Source organism: Pseudomonas sp. PA15(2017) (genome assembly GCF_001945395.1).
In the GTDB taxonomy this organism is placed as follows: Bacteria; Pseudomonadota; Gammaproteobacteria; order Pseudomonadales; family Pseudomonadaceae; genus Aquipseudomonas.
In genome coordinates this window covers 1-14,363 of the sequence record NZ_MSXV01000003.1, presented here as the reverse complement: position 1 = coordinate 14,363, position 14,363 = coordinate 1, and the positions used below count along the sequence as shown (strand labels likewise).

Genomic DNA, 14,363 nt, shown 5'->3' with positions numbered 1-14,363 from the left:
CCTATGTCAAATGGCCCGATTCCACCTCACGTTGATCCACGCAAACTCGCTGATCGCGGCGCCACCCTTCAAGGTGAATTGCCGCTAGCCGATTTTTCGAGGCTCTGTGATCCTCTCGCCGATAATGGCGGTAACGTGCGTGCGAAGCTCAGCTTCGAGCGTGACGAGCGCCATGCTGTGGTTATCCACAGCCAGCTTGAGGTCGAAGTCAAGATGGTTTGCCAGCGGTGTCTGGATCAGGTCACCTTACCGATCCGCAGCGAATGTGATTACGCTGTGGTGAAGGAAGGCGCGAATACCCAGTCCGTGCCGCAAGGCTATGACGTACTGGAAATGGGTGAAGATCCTCTGGATCTGTTGGCCTTGGTCGAGGATGAGCTGTTGCTCGCCTTGCCCATCGTGCCGATGCATGACCCGAAAGATTGCCAGCAGCCGGCGGGCCTCGATGAGCCCGAGCCGAGCGAGGACGAGGTGACGCGGTCCAACCCGTTCAGTGTATTGGCACAGTTAAAGCGTGACCCAAACGTTTAGGAGTTAACTAGTATGGCTGTTCAGCAGAACAAAAAATCCCGTTCCGCCCGTGACATGCGTCGTTCGCATGACGCGCTCGAGGGTAACGCTCTGTCCGTTGAGAAGAGCACCGGTGAAGTTCACCTGCGTCACCACGTATCGCCGGAAGGCGTTTATCGTGGTCGCAAAGTGATCGACAAGGGCGCTGACGAGTAAATCTTGTCCGCTCCGATCATCGCGATTGATGCAATGGGTGGGGACTTCGGTCCCCACTGCATTGTTCCAGCCAGCGTCGCCTGTCTGGCCGAATTCCCCTCGCTGCATCTGGTCCTCGTTGGCCAAGCTCCCCTGATTGAAGAACTGCTCGCTGGTATTGCCGGTGTGGATCGCGCGCGCCTGCGCGTCGAGCACGCGGCGCAAAGCATCGAGATGGGCGAGCGCCCCGGGCAGGCGCTGCGTGGCAAACCCGACTCTTCCATGCGCGTGGCGCTGGAGGCGGTGCGCGACGGGCGGGCCCATGCCTGCGTGAGCGCGGGCAACACCGGTGCGCTGATGGCGCTGTCGCGGCACGTGCTGAAAACCCTGCCGGGTATCGATCGGCCGGCGATGATCGCCGCCATTCCCAGTCGCAAGGGCGTATGCCTGTTGCTGGATCTGGGTGCCAACGTCGATTGCACGGCCGAACAGTTGTGCCAGTTCGCGATCATGGGGGCGGTGGCGGCCGAAGTGCAGGGCGCCAATGCGCCGCGCGTCGGTTTGCTGAACGTGGGCAGCGAAGAAACCAAGGGCAACCAGCAGGTCAAACAGGCCGCTGCGCTGCTCGAGGGCGTCGATGGCCTCAACTATATCGGCTTCGTCGAAGGCGATGGCCTGTATGGCGGCGAGGCTGACGTGCTGGTCTGCGATGGTTTCGTCGGCAATGCCTTGCTCAAGTCCAGTGAAGGGCTGGTGACCATGATCGTGTCGCGGCTCGAGGCGCTGTTTCGCAGCACGCTGTTGGGGCGTGTCACCGGTCTGCTGGCCTTGCCGCTGCTGCGCCGCTTGCGTGGCGAACTGGCGCCGGCGCGTCACAACGGTGCGAGTTTTCTGGGCCTGCAGGGCATCGTGGTGAAGAGCCACGGCAGTGCCGGGCCGGATGGTATAAAGAGCGCCATCCGCCGGGCGATGACCGATGTGCAGGAGAATTTACCGGCGCGACTGGGTGGTCGAATCGAGCACTTGATCCGTAATATGTGACCGTTCGGGATGGCCAGCCATCCAAGGTGTCAGTTTTCCAGCGCTCGCGAGTGGCGGGCGTAAATTTTTCGACGAGAAGATCACTAAGGGAACCGTTCCATGTCTGCATCCCTCGCATTCGTCTTTCCCGGTCAGGGCTCGCAAGCGCTGGCCATGTTGGCCGGACACGGCGCAGAGCACGCGCTGATCCTCGATACCTTCGGCGAAGCTTCTAGCGCCCTGGGTTATGACCTGTGGGCACTGACCCAGCAGGGCCCGGAAGAGCAGCTCAACCAGACCGACAAGACCCAGCCCGCGATCCTCGCCGCCTCCATCGCCCTGTGGCGCCTGTGGCTGGCCGAAGGTGGTGCGCGTCCGGCGTTCGTCGCCGGGCACAGCCTGGGTGAGTACAGTGCGCTGGTCGCTGCCGGTGCCGTCGGCTTCGCCGAAGCGGTCAAGCTGGTCGAGCTGCGTGGCCAGCTGATGCAGCAGGCCGTACCGGCCGGGCAGGGCGGCATGGCGGCGATCATCGGCCTGGAAGATGCTGACGTGCAGGCTGCCTGCGCCGAAGCTGCCCAGGGCGATGTGGTCAGCGCGGTGAACTACAACGCGCCGGGGCAGGTGGTCATTGCCGGCTCCGCGGCCGCTGTCGCCCGCGCCGTCGAGGCTTGCAAGGCCCGTGGCGCCAAGCGTGCGCTGCCACTGCCGGTCAGCGTGCCGTCGCACTGCGAGCTGATGCGCCCGGCTGCCGAGCGCTTTGCCGAGGCAGTCAACGCCATCGCCTGGCAGGCGCCGCAGCTTGCGCTGGTACAGAACGTCAGCGCGGCCGTGGTGACGGACCTCGATACCCTCAAGCGCGACCTGCTGGCTCAGCTGTACAGCCCGGTGCGCTGGGTCGAGTCCATCGTTCGCCTGGGTGAGCAGGGCGTTACCGATCTGGTCGAATGTGGCCCGGGCAAAGTGCTGTCGGGCCTGAACAAGCGTTGTGTCAAGGGCGTCAACACCCACAATCTCGACACCCCCGAAAGCTTTGCCGCTGCGCGCGCCGCACTGGCCGACGTACAGTCCTGAACAAGGGAGAATGCTATGAGTCTGCAAGGTAAGGTTGCGCTGGTCACTGGTGCCAGCCGTGGTATTGGCCAGGCCATCGCCTTGGAACTGGGCCGTCAGGGCGCCGTGGTGATCGGTACCGCCACGTCCGAGGCGGGTGCCGAGCGCATCGCCGCGACCCTCAAGGAAAACGGCATCGAAGGCACCGGCCTGATGCTCAACGTCAGCAATGACGAGTCCGTCGCGGCGACCCTGGAGAAGATCCAGAAGGATTTTGGCCAGGTACTGGTGCTGGTCAACAACGCCGGCATCACCCGTGACAACCTGATGCTGCGCATGAAGGACGACGAGTGGTACGACGTGATCGATACCAACCTCAACAGCCTGTATCGCCTGTCGAAGGCCGTGCTGCGCGGCATGACCAAGGCCCGTTTCGGGCGTATCATCAACATCGGTTCGGTGGTGGGTGCCATGGGCAACGCCGGGCAGGTGAACTATGCAGCCGCCAAGGCCGGCCTCGAAGGTTTTGGCCGTGCGCTGGCCCGTGAAGTGGGCTCGCGCTCGATCACGGTCAACGCCGTGGCACCGGGTTTCATCGATACCGACATGACCCGTGAATTGCCCGAAGCGCAGCGTGAAGCGCTGCTGACACAGATTCCGCTGGGCCGTTTGGGGCAAGCGCAAGAGATCGCCAACGTGGTTTCTTTCCTCGCTTCCGATGGTGCAGCTTACGTCACAGGGGCTACTATCCCTGTGAACGGCGGGATGTACATGAGCTGAATCCGAGGGGCGCCGTCGGCGAACGTCTGCGATTCGATGCAAACTTGGTGATAAAGCTGTAAGTTTGCGCACCGAATCGTTGGCGTATTTCCGTGGGCGCCGCTGGCTTTCAGCTTGAAAAGCTGAAAACCCTTTCTATACACTTGCCGGCACAACCAGCTGGCTGGATTTGTCCAATAGGAGTGATAACACGTGAGCACCATCGAAGAACGCGTCAAGAAAATCGTTGCCGAGCAACTGGGCGTGAAGGAAGAAGAAGTAACCAACAGCGCTTCCTTCGTTGAAGACCTGGGTGCCGACTCGCTTGACACCGTTGAGCTGGTGATGGCTCTCGAGGAAGAATTCGAGACCGAGATCCCGGACGAACAAGCCGAGAAGATCACCACTGTTCAGGAAGCCATCGACTACGTTACTGCTCACGCTCAGTAAGCAGTTCGTCGCTTCCCGAATCGGAAAAGCCGCACGTCTGCAAAGGCGTGCGGCTTTTCTTTGAAGGCTCGCTGTAAAAGTTTGCAAGAGCGCCTTTGGGCGTCATCCGCTCGGGTAACCGCTACCCTGAGCCAATCGCCGGATGATCGACGGCCTGGGCAACGGTTTGCCAGGTGCATCGCGGTGTCGAAAAACCTGATAAGAGGAGATTGCTGTGTCGCGTAGACGCGTCGTGGTTACCGGTATGGGCATGTTGTCGCCGCTGGGTAACGATGTGCCGAGCAGCTGGCAGGGCATTCTGGCCGGCCGCAGTGGTATCGGCCTGATCGAACACATGGATCTTTCCGCTTTTTCGACCCGCATCGGCGGTTCGGTGAAGAATTTCGATGTCGAGCCCTATCTGTCGCCCAAAGAGGCGCGCAAGCTCGACCTGTTCATCCAGTACGGCCTGGCCGCCTGCTTCCAGGCCGCCCGCGATTCCGGGCTGCAAGTCACGGACGCCAACCGTGACCGCATCGGTGTGGCCATGGGCTCCGGCATCGGCGGCCTGACCAACATCGAGAACAACTGCAAATCGCTGCATGAGCAGGGGCCACGGCGCATTTCGCCGTTCTTCGTGCCGGGCTCGATCATCAACATGATTTCCGGTTTCCTGTCGATCCACCTGGGTCTGCAGGGCCCCAACTACGCCATTTCCACGGCGTGCACCACCGGCACTCACTGCATCGGCATGGCTGCGCGCAACATCGCCTATGGCGAGGCGGACGTGATGATCGCCGGTGGCGCCGAGATGGCGGCCTGTGGCCTGGGCCTGGGCGGCTTCGGCGCAGCGCGGGCGATGTCCACCCGCAACGACGAGCCGACCAGGGCGAGCCGTCCGTGGGACAAGGACCGTGACGGCTTCGTGCTCTCCGACGGCGCCGGCGCTCTGGTGCTCGAAGAGCTCGAGCATGCCAAGGCCCGCGGCGCGACCATTTATGCCGAGCTGATCGGCTTCGGCATGAGCGGCGACGCCTTTCACATGACCTCGCCACCCGAAGATGGCGCCGGTGCTGCCCGCTGCATGGCCAACGCCCTGCGTGATGCCGGTATCGAGCCGTCCGCGGTGCAGTACATCAACGCCCACGGCACCTCGACTTCGGCCGGCGACAAGGCGGAAGTGGCGGCGATCAAGACCGTGTTCGGCGAGCACGCCCACAAGCTGGCGGTCAGTTCGACCAAGTCCATGACCGGCCACCTGCTGGGCGCCGCTGGTGCGGTGGAGGCGATCTTCAGCGTGCTGGCACTGCGTGACCAGATCGCGCCGCCGACCATCAACCTGGATCAGCCGGACGAAGGCTGCGACCTCGACTTCGTGCCTTTTGAGGCGCGCAAGATGCCGATGGACGTGGTGCTGTCCAACTCCTTCGGGTTTGGTGGCACCAACGGCTCGCTGGTATTCCGTCGGTACGCCGACTGATGCTGCAGTGGGTCGACGGTCAGCCAGTGGCGTCGCTGCCCCTGGCTGACCGCGGCCTGGCCTACGGTGACGGCCTGTTCGAGACCATGGCGGTGCGTGGCGGCCGGCCGGTGCTGCTGGAGCGGCATCTGGCGCGGGTCACGGCTGGTTGTGCGCGCCTGCATATCGGCCTGGATGTCGACCGGCTGCGCCGCGAGTTGACGGCCTTCTGCGTCGGGCTGGGTGAGGGCGTTGCCAAGCTGATCGTCACCCGCGGCGATGGCCAGCGCGGCTATGCGCCGTCGACCGGCGCACCGCGGCATATCCTGCAGTCCGCCGCCACGCCGGCGTATCCCGCCCAGCACGCCGAGCAGGGCGTTTGTCTGCATCCCTGTAGCACGCGCCTGGCCGAGCAGCCGCTGCTCGCCGGCCTCAAGCACCTCAACCGCCTCGAACAAGTGTTGGCGCGCGCCGAATGGCAGGATGCCGAGTACGCCGAAGGACTGATGCGCGATGTTTCCGGGCGGGTGATCGAAGGGGTGTTCAGCAACCTGTTTCTGGTTAGCGGCGGCGTGCTGGTCACGGCCGACCTGCAGCGCTGCGGCGTGGCCGGGGTGATGCGCGCCGAACTGCTCGAACAGGCGCAGGCGCTGGGCATCGAGTGCCAGGTTCGCGATATCGAATTGGACGAACTGCTGGGCGCCGATGAAGTCTTTCTCTGCAACAGCCTGTATGGCGTGTGGCCGGTACGTCGGCTGCAGGCCCGTCACTGGCCGGTGGGCCCGCTCACCCGTAAACTGCAGACCCTTGCCCGACATCTACTGGACCGCTGATTCGTGATTCGCAAATTACTGTTGATGCTCGAAATCGTCGTGGTGCTGGCCGGCCTTAGCCTTGGCCTGGTCGCCTGGCAGCAGCATCGCGCGCTCGAGCAGCCGCTGACCCTCAGCGAGGAGCGCCTGATCGAAGTGCCGGCCGGCGCCACCCCCGGCGGCGTGCTCAATCGCCTGGAGGCCGACGGCATGATCGACGGCGCCTTCTGGCTGCGCCTGTATTGGCGCTTCAACCTGCAGGGCCAGCCGCTGCACAGCGGCGAGTACCGCCTGACCCCCGACCTGCGGGTACGCGACATGCTCGACCTGTGGCGCCGCGGTGAAGTGGTGCAGTACAGCCTGACGCTGGTCGAAGGCTGGACCTTCCGCCAGGTGCGCGCTTCCCTGGCGCGCCAGGACAAGCTGGAACTGACCCTGAGCGATCTGAGCGACGCCGAGATCATGGCCAAGCTCGGCCAGCCCGGCGAAAACCCCGAAGGGCGCTTCTTCCCCGATACCTACCGCTACGTACGCGGCATGAGCGACCTGGACCTACTCAAGCAGGCCCACAAGCGCCTGCAGGTGGTGCTCGACGAGGAGTGGGAGAAGCGCGCCGACGCGCTGCCCTACAAGGATGCCTACGAGGCGCTGATCATGGCCTCGATGATCGAGAAGGAAACCGGCGTGCCCGAAGAGCGCGGCGAGATCGCCGGCGTGTTCGTGCGCCGCCTGGCCATCGGCATGCGCCTGCAGACCGACCCCACGGTGATCTTCGGTCTCGGTGAGCGCTACCAGGGGCGCATCACCCGTGCGCACCTGCGCGAACCCACGCCTTACAACACCTACACCATCGACGGCATGCCGCCGACGCCGATCGCTCTGGTCGGTCGTGAAGCGATCCATGCGGCCTTGCATCCGGTCGATGGCAAGACCCTGTATTTCGTCGCCCGCGGCGACGGCAGCCACGTGTTTTCGGAAACCCTCGACGCGCACAACCGCGCGGTTCGCGAGTACCAGTTGAAGCGCCGCGCGGACTACCGTTCCAGCCCGGCGCCCATTCCCCAGACCAGCGAAAAGGACACCCAGTGAGCGGCTTGTTTATCACCCTGGAAGGCCCCGAGGGCGCCGGCAAGAGCACCAATCGGGAGTACCTGGCGGCGCGTCTGCGCGAGCAGGGGATCGACGTGCTGCTGACCCGCGAGCCCGGCGGCACGCCACTGGCCGAGCGGGTGCGCGAGCTGCTGCTGGCGCCCAGTGATGAGCCCATGGCCAGCGATACCGAACTGCTGCTGGTGTTCGCCGCCCGCGCCCAGCACCTGGCCCAGGTTATCGTTCCAGCCCTCGAGCGTGGCGCGGTGGTGCTTTGCGATCGCTTCACCGATGCCACCTATGCCTACCAGGGCGGAGGTCGTGGCCTGGATGTCGAGCGCATCGCTCAGCTGGAAACCTTCGTTCAGGGCTCGCTGCGCCCGGACCTGACCCTGGTGTTCGATCTGCCGGTGGAAGTGGGTCTGTCCCGTGCCGCCGCGCGCGGTCGCCTGGATCGCTTCGAGCAGGAAGTCCGGGGCTTCTTCGACGCGGTGCGTGCTACCTACCTGCAGCGCGCCGAGGCGGCGCCTGCGCGCTATCGGATTCTCGATGCGTCGCAGTCCCTCGAGGCGGTGCAGCGGGACCTGGATGCGCTACTGCCGCAACTGATGGAGCTGCAGCGTGGCTGACGTGTACCCCTGGCAGACCGCGCTCTGGCAGCAACTGGCTGGGCGTACGCAGCACGCGCATGCCTATCTGCTGCATGGCCCGGCCGGTATCGGCAAGCGCGCGCTGGCCGAGCGCCTGATGGCCTTGCTGCTGTGCAAGTCGCCGGTGGACCTGCAGCCGTGCGGGCAGTGCAAGTCGTGCCATCTGCTGGCGGCCGGTAGTCACCCGGACAATTACGTGCTGGAGCCGGAAGAGGCCGACAAGCCGATCAAGGTCGACCAGGTACGTGCGCTGGTCCATTTCGTGGTGCAGACCGCGCAGCTCGGCGGGCGCAAGGTGGTGCTGCTCGAGCCTACCGAAGCGATGAACCTCAACGCGGCCAACGCGCTGCTGAAAAGCCTCGAGGAGCCGTCGGGCGATACCGTGCTGCTGCTGATCAGCCATCAGCCGAGCCGCCTGCTGCCGACCATCAAGAGTCGTTGCGTGCAGCAGGCTTGCCCACTGCCTAGCGAGGCGATGAGCCTGCAGTGGTTGAGCGAAACCCTGCCTGCTTGCAACGAGGAGGAAATCCGCGAACTGTTGTACCTGGCGGCGGGCTCGCCGCTGGCGGCTGCCAGGCTGCAGGAGCAGGGCGTGCGCGAGCAGCGCGCGCTGGTGGTCGACGGGGTGAAGAAGCTGCACAAGCAGCAGGCTTCTGCCAGCCAACTGGCCGAAGGCTGGAAGGACGTGCCGCTGACGCTGTTGTTCGACTGGTTCTGCGATTGGGCGCACCTGACCCTGCGCTACCAGCTGACCCAGGACGAACAGGGCCTTGGCCCGGCGGACATGGCCAAGGTGGTCCAGTACCTGGCGCAGAAAGCGTCCCAGGCCAAGGTAATGGCCATCCAGGAATGGTTGCTGCAGCAGCGCCAGAAAGTATTGGGCAAAGCCAACCTCAACCGTGTGCTGCTTCTCGAAGCCTTGCTGGTGCAGTGGGCAAGCCTGCCTGGACCGAGCTAGAATCGGGCTCACGTCATGACTTCAGGAATCACGCATGAACTTGCCACCTAATCTGGGACCCCGTAACGGCATCCTGTCCCTGACCATCAAGGACAAGTCCGTGCTGTATGCCGCCTACATGCCCTTCATCAAGAATGGCGGCCTGTTCATTCCCACCAACAAGAGCTACAAGCTCGGTGATGAAGTGTTCATGCTGCTCAACCTGATGGACGAGCCGGAAAAGATCCCGGTGGCCGGCAAAGTGGTGTGGATCACCCCGAAAGGCGCCCAGGGCAACCGCGCCGCTGGCGTAGGCGTGCAGTTCAACGAAGGCGACAATACCGCTCGCAACAAGATCGAGACCTACCTGGCTGGCGCCCTCAAGTCCGATCGTCCCACCCATACGATGTAACAGCGGCCCTTTATGCGCATGGCTGGCAGACCCCTTGGTCTGTCAGGTGACGTGCCGCATCCCGCCTGCCGCTCAAGGTTCTGATTTATGCTCGTCGATTCCCACTGCCACCTCGACCGTCTCGACCTGGCCGCCCATGGCGGTTCCCTGGACGATGCGCTGGCCGCTGCCCGCGCCCGTGGCGTCCGCCATTTCCTGTGCATTGGCGTGAGCGCCGACAACGCTGCCGCGGTGCGCGAGTTGGCGGGTCGCTATGCCGATGTCGATTGCTCCGTCGGCATCCACCCGCTGGATCTCGAGCCCGGCAGTGCGCCGGCGCTGGACTGGCTGCTCGCCGAGTTGGACCATCCTGGCGTGGTGGCCATCGGCGAGACCGGTCTGGATTATCACTACGAGCCCGAAGCGGCCGAGCTGCAGCAGGAAGCATTTCGCCTGCACCTGCAGGCCGCGCAGATTACCGGCAAGCCGGTCATCGTGCATACCCGTGAAGCCCGCGCCGATACCCTGAAGTTGCTGCGCGAAGCCGCGCTGCCTCAGGGTGGCGTGCTGCACTGTTTCACCGAGGACTGGGAAATGGCCAGGGCGGCGCTGGATATCGGCTTCTACATTTCGCTGTCCGGCATCGTTACGTTCCGCAATGCCGAGGCGCTGCGCGAAGTCGCTCGCCAGGTGCCGGCCGACCGGCTGCTGGTGGAAACCGATTCACCCTATCTCGCCCCCGTGCCGCACCGTGGCAAGCCGAACCTGCCGGAGTACGTGCGCGATGTCGCCGAGTATCTGGCGACGCTGCGTGGTGTCAGCTACGAAACCTTTGCGCAGCAGACTGGCGACAACTTCAGGCGGTTGTTCCCCCTGGCCCGAGTCGCCGCTGACGCTTGACGTGCCCAGGAAAACCGCTAGCGGTTTTGTCGTCTTCGCTGTGAAGATCTGCTTGCCACCAGACTGGCAAGCTTGTGTGCATATCACTTACTAGCTTGACACTATCCATTAACGCGTCGACTGAACCTATTTGTTGCGCCCCCTACGGGCGCCACACCTTTCTTGCTTGCCCAAGAAAGGTGTGCCAAAGAAGGGCACCCCGACATCCAGGTTTCGCTACGCGAAACTTCCCTCGCTCCGGCGCCGCTCCGGGGGCCGGCTTACAAGGGCCGTCCCTGGCCCTTTAAGCCTCTCGCCGCATCCATGCGGCTCGCTCCCCTACGCAACACCTGCACTCGGCTTCCTGACGGGATCGGAGCGCGAGCTTGCAAGATTTCCGCAGACTCAAGTTCGGCGGCGTCTAGTTTCGCTTTTGCTCTCGAGCTGCGATCGTATAAGCGACGCCCAAGCCCCCTCCAGGAGGCCGAGTGGAGTCGCTATGTAAGGGATTGAGCGACATGGATGTCGCGAGAGCTGCGATGGGCCAGGGATGGCCCTTCGCAGCGTGCCCCTGGAGTGGTGATAGAGCGAGGAAACCCCGGCGCAGCAGGGCGGGGGCGCCTAGCCCGAATGGAGAGAGCCAAGCCATCGGCAGCTGAAACTTTATGGCCAGTCCGGTAGCACCCCTAACTTTCTAATCTATGCGAAAGAGGCATAAAAAAACCCGGCTTCGGGACGGAATCCGGGTCAAGACCATTAGGAGTCAAACGAAGTGCGCGGTCCTCGGCACTTCGGCCGCTGCGACACTTGGGGGAATATGCCGCACCGGTACGCTTGAGTATCGATCATCCGCGGCCATCATCCATGGCGGCTTTAAACGGATTTGGAATACTCCCGCCGGCTGTGAGTGCCTATTCGCTGAGGATCGCCCGCAGGCGTTGCAGGGTGTGGTCGATCACCCGCGCTTCTGTGTAGAAGTGCGGTGACAGGCGAATGCCGCCGCCGCGCTGGGCGCAGATGATCTGCTCGGCCTTGAGACGTTCGTGCAGTTGGCGATTGTCCCAGCCGTCCGCCGTGAAGGTGACGATGCCGGCGCGCCGGTCGCGCTCTTGGGCACTGAGCAGGCGTACGCCGGCCATCTCGGCCAACCCATCGAGCAACCATTGCACCCGCTCGTGCAATGCGCGTTCGACCTGAGGCATGCCCACTTCCTCGAGCAGCGACAGGCTGGCCTCCAGGGCCATGGCGCCGAGCATGTTGGGGCTGCCGCACTCGAAGCGGCGGGCGCTGCGCGCGGGGGCCCAGTCATCGCGGTCATAGTCGCCGGCGTTTTCCAGCATATGCCAGCCGTATTCGTGCAGGGCGAGGCGCTCCCGCAAGTCCTGGCGGCAGTAGAACACGCCCAGGCCTTCCGGGCCGAGCATCCATTTGTGCCCATCGGCCATGGCGAAGGCGCAGCGGCTGCGCTGCACGTCCATGCTCAGGGCGCCCAGTTGCTGGATGGCATCGACGCACAGCAGCACGTCGCGTTGCTCGCAGCCCACGCCCAGGCGTTCGAGGTCCAGGCGCAGGCCGCTGGCGTATTGCACGGCGCTGATCGCCATCAGCCGGGTGCGCGGCGTGCAGGCGGCGAGCAGGGCGCCTTCAGCATCGCCGCCCTGCAGGTCGACCTGCACCACTTTCACGCCGCGCGGGCGCAACGCTTCCCAGACGATACGGTTGGAGGGGAATTCCTCGGTGCTGATGATCACCTGGTCACCTTCGCGCCAGTCCAGGCCGAAGGCAACGAACGACAAGGCTTCGGAGGTGTTCTTCACCAGCGCGATATCGGCGCGCGAGGCGGCGTTGAGCAAACGCGCCAAGCGCTCGCGCAGGGTGCGTTCAATGACCAGCCATTGCGCGTAGTCGCGGGCGCCGGTAGCGATGTTCTCCCGAGCGAAGCGCTCCACGGCCCGTGCGCTGCGTGCTGGCCAGGGTGCAACGGCGGCGTGATTGAGGTAGTAGAGATCGGTCGGCTGGGGAAACTCGTCAATGATGGCATTCATGTCGCGTGATCCGTGCAATTTGGCGTTAGTTGGGCATAATAGCGGACTTGAATTCCGACCTTGTCATTTCCCTATGCAGAAAGAACCCCGCAAGATCCGTGAGTTTCGCCGCCGTGAGCAGGAGATCCTCGACATCGCTCTGAAACTCTTCCTCGAGCAGGGTGAGGACAGCGTGACGGTGGAGATGATTGCCGACGCCGTGGGCATCGGCAAAGGCACCATCTACAAGCACTTCAAGTCGAAGGCGGAAATCTACCTGCGCCTGATGCTCGACTACGAGCGTGATCTGAACGAGCTGCTGCACTCGTCCGACATCGACCGTGACAAGGAGGCGTTGTCGCGGGCCTATTTCGAGTTCCGCATGCGCGACCCGCAGCGCTACCGTCTGTTCGATCGCCTGGAAGAGAAGGTGGTCAAGGGCAACCAGGTGCCGGAACTGGTCGAGCAATTGCATGCCATCCGCGCCTCCAACTTCGAGCGGCTGACCCAGTTGATCAAGGGGCGCATCGCCGAAGGCAAGCTCGAGGACGTGCCGCCGTACTTCCACTACTGCGCAGCCTGGGCGCTGGTGCACGGCGCCGTGGCGCTCTATCACTCGCCGTTCTGGAGCAACGTGCTCGAGGATCAGGAAGGCTTCTTCCAGTTCCTGATGGACATCGGCGTGCGCATGGGCAACAAGCGCAAGCGCGACAGCGAAACGCCTCCCGCCTGAGTCGTGGCGAGGCCTGTCGAGGTCGCGCGGGTCTCCTGGCGCGAAACCTGCTTGAGGCAGTCATTCGCCGGTTTTCCGTCGCCGGTGTCGGGAGATTTCATATGCGTAACCTGTTCGCCCTGGCTTTCGTGCTGAGCCTGACCGGCTGCATGAACGTCAGCGACATGGCCGATGGTGCCACCTACCACCTGCGCGATGCCGGCGTGCTGGACCACAGCACGATCCGCCGTTCGGCTTCCTGGCGCCTGCAGCCCGATTCGTTCATCTACATCGCCCAGGGCCCATTCACCCCCAGCGGCAAGCACGCCTACCCGCGGCCCAACGTGGTGGCCGAGGAAGCGTTTCGCGGCTTCGTCGAGTATTTCCCCATGGTTCGCCGCGCCCGCACGCCGGTCGGCCTGGACGAAGCGCTGGGTGAGGCCCGTGCCGCTGGCGCCCACTATCTGCTCTACACCCGTTTCGCCTATGCAGACGATCGCATCGGCACGATGGAGGAATGGGAGAATCAGGAAGAGTTCGATCGCCTGGGCACCGACCGCAGCGTGCTGCAACTGATGCTGATCGAAACCAACACCCGTTTTCTGGTCGACACCGCGCGCATTCGCAGCCGCGGCGGCTTCCTGACCTTTTACGATGCCAGGCCCGAAGACCTGATCCGGGCGCCGCTCGAGGATTATGCGCGTACACTCCTGGGTTTCAGCCGATAACCTGGGAGTGGCAATGAGCGAGGGCGACAAGGCCGGCAACTTGCTGGCGCAGATTCCGCCGGCGGGCAGCAAGGGCATGCCGCCGGTACACCTGTGGAACCCTGATTTCTGTGGCGACATCGACATGCGCATCGCCCGCGACGGCACCTGGTTCTATATGGGCACGCCGATCGGGCGGCCGGCGATGGTGCGGTTGTTCTCGACCATCATTCGCCGCGATGGCGATGATTACTTCCTGGTCACGCCAGTGGAGAAGGTCGGCATCACCGTCGATGACGCACCCTTCGTGGCGGTGTCGCTGCAGGCGAGCGGGCAGGGCGAAACCCAGGTGCTGAAGTTCGTCACCAACGTCGGCGACGAGGTCGAAGCAGGTGCCGAGCATCCGCTGCGGGTAGAACTCGACCCGCAAACCCAGGAGCCTTCGCCCTACGTGCACGTGCGCGCCAACCTGGAAGCACTGATTCACCGCAACGTGTTCTATCAGCTGGTGGAGCTGGCGCAGACTCGCGAAATCGATGGCCAACCCTGGCTGGGCGTGTGGAGTGGCGGGGTATTCTTCCCCATCGGGCCGCTGGAGTAGCGGCCAAGAAAAAGGCTCCCGAGCAGAGCGTGTGAAAAGTCGCTGATGCAGGTAGTGATCCCATCAGACGCCCCGACATTGTTCGGGGCGTTTGCTTTTGTACGATTCGAAAGGTCGCGACCAACCTTTCAGGTGAGCA

17 protein-coding genes are annotated in these 14,363 nt (G+C 63.8%); 16 read left to right on the top strand and 1 reads right to left on the bottom strand.

Going from position 1 to position 14,363, the window contains the following annotated elements; translation table 11 throughout:
* The first annotated feature begins 3 nt into the window (after nucleotides 1-3).
* The 13 genes from BVH03_RS01315 (at nucleotide 4) to BVH03_RS01255 (ending at nucleotide 10,201) form a co-directional block, all read left to right on the top strand.
* Nucleotides 4-531 carry a YceD family protein gene (locus tag BVH03_RS01315; protein ID WP_075959514.1) on the top strand — a complete coding sequence of 176 codons (528 nt, stop codon included), beginning with the start codon at nucleotides 4-6 and terminating at the stop codon, nucleotides 529-531.
* 12 nt (nucleotides 532-543) lie between these two features.
* Nucleotides 544-726, top strand: a complete 183-nt coding sequence (rpmF, locus tag BVH03_RS01310; RefSeq protein WP_025167420.1) for a 50S ribosomal protein L32 — start codon at nucleotides 544-546, stop codon at nucleotides 724-726.
* 3 nt (nucleotides 727-729) lie between these two features.
* Complete coding sequence (plsX, locus tag BVH03_RS01305; protein WP_075959513.1) at nucleotides 730-1,746, top strand: phosphate acyltransferase PlsX; 1,017 nt, start codon at nucleotides 730-732, stop codon at nucleotides 1,744-1,746.
* A gap of 99 nt (nucleotides 1,747-1,845) precedes the next feature.
* The gene (gene fabD / locus BVH03_RS01300; RefSeq protein ID WP_075959512.1) at nucleotides 1,846-2,796 is read left to right on the top strand and encodes an ACP S-malonyltransferase; all 951 of its coding nucleotides are present in this window, start codon (nucleotides 1,846-1,848) and stop codon (nucleotides 2,794-2,796) included.
* 15 nt (nucleotides 2,797-2,811) lie between these two features.
* The gene (fabG, locus tag BVH03_RS01295; RefSeq protein WP_042556697.1) at nucleotides 2,812-3,555 is read left to right on the top strand and encodes a 3-oxoacyl-ACP reductase FabG; all 744 of its coding nucleotides are present in this window, start codon (nucleotides 2,812-2,814) and stop codon (nucleotides 3,553-3,555) included.
* A 192-nt stretch (nucleotides 3,556-3,747) separates the two neighbouring features.
* On the top strand, nucleotides 3,748-3,984 hold the full coding sequence (gene acpP / locus BVH03_RS01290; protein WP_003245177.1) for an acyl carrier protein: 237 nt from the start codon (nucleotides 3,748-3,750) through the stop codon (nucleotides 3,982-3,984).
* A 214-nt stretch (nucleotides 3,985-4,198) separates the two neighbouring features.
* A complete protein-coding gene (fabF, locus tag BVH03_RS01285; protein WP_075959511.1) occupies nucleotides 4,199-5,443 on the top strand; it encodes a beta-ketoacyl-ACP synthase II in 1,245 nt (414 codons plus the stop codon).
* Nucleotides 5,443-6,255: an aminodeoxychorismate lyase gene (gene pabC, locus BVH03_RS01280; RefSeq protein ID WP_075959510.1), complete on the top strand. Its 813-nt coding sequence runs from the start codon at nucleotides 5,443-5,445 to the stop codon at nucleotides 6,253-6,255. The genes fabF and pabC overlap by 1 nt, the downstream gene beginning before the upstream one ends.
* Nucleotides 6,256-6,258: 3 nt before the next feature.
* Nucleotides 6,259-7,323, top strand: coding sequence for an endolytic transglycosylase MltG (gene mltG / locus BVH03_RS01275; RefSeq protein ID WP_075959509.1), 1,065 nt, complete (start codon nucleotides 6,259-6,261; stop codon nucleotides 7,321-7,323).
* A complete protein-coding gene (tmk, locus tag BVH03_RS01270; protein ID WP_075959508.1) occupies nucleotides 7,320-7,952 on the top strand; it encodes a dTMP kinase in 633 nt (210 codons plus the stop codon). Before mltG ends, tmk begins: the two co-directional genes overlap by 4 nt.
* The gene (locus tag BVH03_RS01265; RefSeq protein WP_075959507.1) at nucleotides 7,945-8,931 is read left to right on the top strand and encodes a DNA polymerase III subunit delta'; all 987 of its coding nucleotides are present in this window, start codon (nucleotides 7,945-7,947) and stop codon (nucleotides 8,929-8,931) included. The genes tmk and BVH03_RS01265 overlap by 8 nt, the downstream gene beginning before the upstream one ends.
* A gap of 34 nt (nucleotides 8,932-8,965) precedes the next feature.
* The gene (locus BVH03_RS01260) at nucleotides 8,966-9,322 is read left to right on the top strand and encodes a PilZ domain-containing protein (protein ID WP_013791815.1); all 357 of its coding nucleotides are present in this window, start codon (nucleotides 8,966-8,968) and stop codon (nucleotides 9,320-9,322) included.
* 87 nt (nucleotides 9,323-9,409) lie between these two features.
* Nucleotides 9,410-10,201, top strand: a complete 792-nt coding sequence (locus BVH03_RS01255) for a TatD family hydrolase (RefSeq protein WP_075959506.1) — start codon at nucleotides 9,410-9,412, stop codon at nucleotides 10,199-10,201.
* Between the two features lie 890 nt (nucleotides 10,202-11,091).
* On the opposite strand, the gene BVH03_RS01250 is transcribed toward BVH03_RS01255, so the two are convergent.
* Entirely contained in the window at nucleotides 11,092-12,225 is a 1,134-nt protein-coding gene (locus BVH03_RS01250) for an aminotransferase class V-fold PLP-dependent enzyme (protein ID WP_075959505.1), read from the bottom strand.
* A 73-nt stretch (nucleotides 12,226-12,298) separates the two neighbouring features.
* Between BVH03_RS01250 and BVH03_RS01245 the strand changes: the two genes are divergently transcribed.
* From BVH03_RS01245 to BVH03_RS01235, 3 genes are all read left to right on the top strand, one after another.
* Nucleotides 12,299-12,937, top strand: a complete 639-nt coding sequence (locus tag BVH03_RS01245; protein ID WP_075959504.1) for a TetR/AcrR family transcriptional regulator — start codon at nucleotides 12,299-12,301, stop codon at nucleotides 12,935-12,937.
* Nucleotides 12,938-13,038: 101 nt separating this feature from the next.
* Nucleotides 13,039-13,644: a DUF4823 domain-containing protein gene (locus BVH03_RS01240; RefSeq protein WP_075959503.1), complete on the top strand. Its 606-nt coding sequence runs from the start codon at nucleotides 13,039-13,041 to the stop codon at nucleotides 13,642-13,644.
* A gap of 13 nt (nucleotides 13,645-13,657) precedes the next feature.
* The gene (locus BVH03_RS01235; RefSeq protein WP_075959502.1) at nucleotides 13,658-14,224 is read left to right on the top strand and encodes a DUF1285 domain-containing protein; all 567 of its coding nucleotides are present in this window, start codon (nucleotides 13,658-13,660) and stop codon (nucleotides 14,222-14,224) included.
* Nucleotides 14,225-14,363 lie beyond the last annotated feature (139 nt).